Genomic DNA, 4,710 nt, shown 5'->3' on the forward strand with positions numbered 1-4,710 from the left:
AGCGCGCTGCCGATCGGAAAGCCGATCAGCACGATGTCGCTGCCCTCCGGGGGCATCGCGCCGGCGAGCCGCAGGCCGCGCACACTGATCTCCGGCGGGTTGACCCACTCCAGCACCGCGAGGTCGCTCTCGCGCCGGGTGGCCACCACCCGCACCTCGATCACCCGGTGGCCTTCGGCGGTGGCCACTGCCACCGCGAGCACTTCGCGGGTGCTCGGGTCGAGCGACTGCACGACATGGGCGCAGGTGACGAACAGGCCGCTGCCGATCGCGAAGCAGCTGCCGGCGAAGCGGAAGGGTGGCTTCTGGATGCGCGAGTACACCCCCACCGCGAAGACCGAGGGTTTGCTGGCGGCGACCACCGAGGGCACATCGCCCAGGCCCGGGCCCTGGGCGCGGGTCACACCGGCGAGCGGGGCGCCGGCCAGCGCGCCCAGCGCAGCCAGTGCGCGGCGGCGTTGCCGACCGGCGTGCACGGCGCTCACCGCAGCGATCCGGCCGCGGCATCGGCCAGCCACAGCGCGCGCATCGGCGCGGCCGCCTTCGGATCGAAGGGATGGCGGTCGAAGGGATAGAGCGCCCGAATCCGCTGCACATAGGCCAGGGTCTCGGGGTAGGGCGGCACGCCACGGTGACGGTCCACCGCGCCCTCGCCGGCGTTGTAGCCGGCGAGCGCCAGCACCACGTCGCCGCGGAAGTAGGAGAGCAGCCAGCGCAGGTAGCTCATGCCGCCGCGCAGGTTTTCCAGCGGGTCGAGGGCATCACGCACGGCGAAGCGCTCGGCGGTCTCGGGCACGAGCTGCATCAGGCCCTGCGCTTGCCGCATCGAGCGGGCCTGGGGATCGAAGTTGGATTCGGCGCGGACGAGGGCGAGCACCAGTCGCGGATCGAGCCGGAACTCGGCGGCCAGCCTGAGCGCCGGGCCGATCAGGGGTCGCCACGCGGCGCCGGGCGTGCCGGCGGTGGTCGGCAGGCTCTGGGCTGACGGACTCGGATTGACCGCGCTCGGGCTTGGCAGGGGGGTGACCGCCAGGCTGCCCGGGGCGCCGGCCGGGCCTGCCGGCGGGGGTGACGGTCGGTCCGGGGCGGGGGGGATCTGCGCCGTGAGGCAGGCAGGCAGTCGCGGCTCGACGGCGGTGATCGCATCGGCCAGACGCCCGCCGAGATCGCTGCCCAGTTCGGCGGCGCGACGGAACAGGCCGTGGGCGAGCGCATCATCGCGGGTCACACCGCGGCCGTTGGCATACAACCAGCCCAGCCGCAGCAGCCCGTCGGCCGAGCCCGAGCGGGCGGCGCGGCAGTAGGCCTCGTGCGCGGCGCTCAGGTCCCGGTTCACGCCCTCGGCATGCTCCCAGCGCACGCCCTGATCGACGAGTTGCCGTGGGCTGATCTCAGGGGCTCCGGTGGCGGCCTGTGCGGCCGTGCCCAGCACTGCGCTGAACAGAATGACGGACACGGCCGATCGACCGTCATCCGCCCGCAGGCGAATCATTCGGCGCGACATGGTGAGGGTGTGATCAGGCAAAGTTCGTCGTGGAGCGCGGGATACTATCGACCGGTGGGCCGGGGGCGAGGAACAATGTCTCCCGGATTGCCGCTTCACCGCTTGCGCCCGCTCAACGGGGCGTCTGAACAACCGGGTTTTCCTTCGCCTCATGTCTTCCCGCCCCCACCCTGACCCCGCAGCATGGCTCGCCGCCGTCCCGGCGCAGCACTGGCTCGTCACCGGCGCGGCCGGCTTCATCGGCTCCAACCTCGTCGAGACGCTGCTGCGCGCCGGTCATCGCGTCACCGGCCTTGACAACTTCGCCACCGGCCACCGCCGCAACCTCGAGGAGGTGCGCGAACAGGTCGGCGCCAGTGCCTGGGCGCGCTGGCGCTTCATCGAGGGCGACATCGGCGATGCCGCGGCCTGCCGCGAGGCGACGCAGGGGGTAGACCAGGTGCTGCATCAGGCAGCCCTCGGGTCGGTGCCGCGCTCCATCGCCCAGCCGATGCGCTCCTTCGAGGCCAATGTCACCGGCTTCGTGCAGATGCTCACCGCCGCGCGCGATGCCGGCGTGCGCCGCTTCGTGTACGCCTCCTCGAGCTCGGTCTACGGCGATCACCCCGATCTGCCCAAGGTGGAAGACCGTGTCGGCCGGCCGCTGTCACCGTATGCCGCCACCAAGGCGGCCAATGAGCTCTTCGCCGATGTCTGGGCGCGCACCTACGGCATGACCTGCGTGGGTCTGCGCTACTTCAATGTGTTCGGCCCGCGCCAGGACCCCGACGGCCCCTATGCGGCCGTGATACCCCTGTGGGTGTCGGCCATGCTGCGCGGCGAGCCCTGTGTGATCAACGGCGACGGCCAGACCAGCCGCGACTTCTGTTACGTGGCCAATGCCGTGCAGGCCAACCTGCGTGCGGCGCTGGCGGCCGGGCCGATGCCGGCGCACACCGTGCTCAACGTGGCGGTCGGCGAGCGCACCTCGCTGGTCGAGCTCTTCGAGGCCCTTCGCGACGCCCTGCAACGGCAGCTGGGCGCCGATTATCGGCTGACGCCGCAGTTCCGCGATTTTCGCGCCGGAGATGTGCGCCATTCCCTCGCCAGCATCGAGCGGGCGCGGACAATCATCGGTTATGAACCCACGCATCGGGTTGCCCAGGGCATCGACGAGGCGATCGGCTGGTATGCGCGGCGCGGGCAGGGCGCGGCCCCGGGCGGTGCCTGAGGCCGGCCGGATGCGGTTTCTGTCGGCAGGCGCAATGGCCTGCGTTGCATCCGGCGGTATTGCTTGCGTTCCGGCATCAGGCCCTTCCTGCTGATGCGAGCACTCCCCAGGCGATCACCATGTCCGAACAAGCCCCGACCCCATCCGCTGCCTCGGACGCCGAATCCGGCGCCACGGTCAGCGACCGCCTGAGCCGGCGCCGCCACCTGCTGCGGATGGCGGCTGCCGGCTCGCCCCTGATGGTGAGCCTGCCCACCCGCGCCGCCGGTCCGATCGGCTCGGCCTACCGGGGCGCGATCAACGATGCCATCCATCCGCCGTTACTGGCGGTGTCCAGCGCCGACGGCTGGATCCGCGTGGCCGGCACCCGTTTCACCGGCACCTACACACTGGCCGCCGATCTCGGCGTGCCGCCGGTCCAGTACTCGGGGCAGCTCTACCGCATCGAGGGGGTCTGGTACGACACCAGCGGTGCGATCGCGGTACCGGTGTCGGGGACCGAGGAACCGGTCTATCTCGCCGTGCTGTTTGCCACCACGCTCACGCCCGGCAGCGGCAGCGCCACCGAGCTCGGCGCCTGGCCGCGCTATGTCGGAGCCGGGCAGGCGCTGCACCTGTCGTCCTGGAGCTCGCTCAGTCCCACCGGCTCGCAGGGGCCGGGCTGGGTGGTGGGCTGAGTGCCCATGGCCGGCCGTTCGCGGCCCGCGCTGCGGTGAGTCCGACGCCGCGCGCGGTCGCCGACCGTCTGCGGGTCTTCGACGACGGCGCTGCGGTTTTCGACCCGGTCACCTGGCAGACCCATCTGCTCTCGTCCGACGGGCTGGCGCTGCTCGAGGAGCTCGATCGTGTCGCCGCCGAGGGCGCGCGGGGGCCGGACGCCATGATCGAGCACCTGCTGCGCGACGGTGCGGCCTGGCCCGCCGATCAGCCGGCGCCCCGGGCACCCGATCTGGTCGCCCGGCTGCAGGGTCTGGCCGAGCTTGCCTGGCACCGCCGCGCGCGGTCGCCGCGGCATGACCATGCCGGTCGCGAAGCAGGCCGGTGCGATCCGCTGTCGAGCGCTGCCTGCACCGTCCACGATGACCGGTCCGTGGGCGCAGTGGGCGCCGACCCGCGCCGTGTCCTGGGTGTCGCGGAGGCGGCCCATCGGCTGCAGGGCGATGGCCTGGTGCTCGATCTGGGCGCGATGCGGGTCCGGGTGAGATCGTCGCTGGCGGAGTTGCCCGCCCCGCTCGCCCGGGTCTATCACTGGCTGCCGCCGCCCGACGAACCGGGCTTCGTCGACTGCGACGTCGAGCTGCTGCCGGTGGCCGGGCCGCGGCGCGCCTGGCGCCCCGGTGTGCGCTTCCTGGCCGACGGCACCGAGCCCTTCGAGCCGATGCCTGCCGGGCTTGCCCTGCCGCAGCTCGAGTGGGGCCTGAACTGGGTGTTCGCGCATCTCTTCACCCGGCACTGGCTGCTGCATGCCGGCACGCTGGACTGGCATGGCGCGGGGCTGCTGCTGGTGGCGGCTCCCGGGTCGGGCAAGAGCACGCTCACCGCCGCGCTGAGTCTGGCCGGCGCCCGACTGCTCTCCGACGAGTTCGGCGTGCTGCGCCTTGCCGACCACCGGCTGCTGCCCATCACCAAGCCGGTGGCGCTGAAGAATGCCGCCATCGATCTGATCGCCCGGCGCTCGCCGCAGGCCGTGCTCGGGCCGGTCTTTCACAAGACCCACAAGGGCGATGTCGCGCATCTCGCCGTGCCGTCCGGGGCCGCGGCGCGGCGCCATGAGAGCGTGCCGCCGGCGGTGGTGGTCTTCCCGACCTGGCGGGCGGGCGCGCGTGCCGAACTCACCGAGGTGCGCCCGGCCCGCGCCATCGCCGAGTTTGCTGCCAACAGCTTCAATTACGGCGTGCTCGGCGAGGCAGCGTTCGAGGCGGCCTGCGCGCTGGCCGCCGGCGCGGGCTGCTGGCGGCTCACCTTCGGTGAGCTCGATGACGCGCTCGCGTTGCTC

The 4,710-nt window shown here is 72.4% G+C and carries 5 protein-coding genes; 3 read left to right on the top strand and 2 right to left on the bottom strand.

The window, feature by feature from the left end:
* The coding region (locus AC2H6A_RS17960; protein ID WP_484275088.1) for a S1 family peptidase at positions 1-485 on the bottom strand (485 nt) is incomplete at its 3' end.
* Entirely contained in the window at positions 482-1,456 is a 975-nt protein-coding gene (locus tag AC2H6A_RS17965; protein ID WP_484275089.1) for a transglycosylase SLT domain-containing protein, read from the bottom strand. The genes AC2H6A_RS17960 and AC2H6A_RS17965, both read right to left, overlap by 4 nt.
* Before the next feature lie 199 nt (positions 1,457-1,655).
* On the opposite strand from AC2H6A_RS17965, the gene AC2H6A_RS17970 reads away from it, so the two are divergent.
* The 3 genes from AC2H6A_RS17970 to AC2H6A_RS17980 all read left to right on the top strand — a co-directional run.
* On the top strand, positions 1,656-2,714 hold the full coding sequence (locus tag AC2H6A_RS17970) for an SDR family oxidoreductase (RefSeq protein WP_484275090.1): 1,059 nt from the start codon (positions 1,656-1,658) through the stop codon (positions 2,712-2,714).
* A 119-nt stretch (positions 2,715-2,833) separates the two neighbouring features.
* Positions 2,834-3,391 (top strand): hypothetical protein, encoded by a 558-nt coding sequence (locus AC2H6A_RS17975; RefSeq protein ID WP_484275091.1) that lies wholly within the window; start codon positions 2,834-2,836, stop codon positions 3,389-3,391.
* Between the two features lie 35 nt (positions 3,392-3,426).
* Positions 3,427-4,710 (top strand): HprK-related kinase A (locus AC2H6A_RS17980; RefSeq protein WP_484275092.1); only part of this gene is annotated, 1,284 nt, incomplete at its 3' end.

This window comes from Quisquiliibacterium sp., from assembly GCF_982640115.1.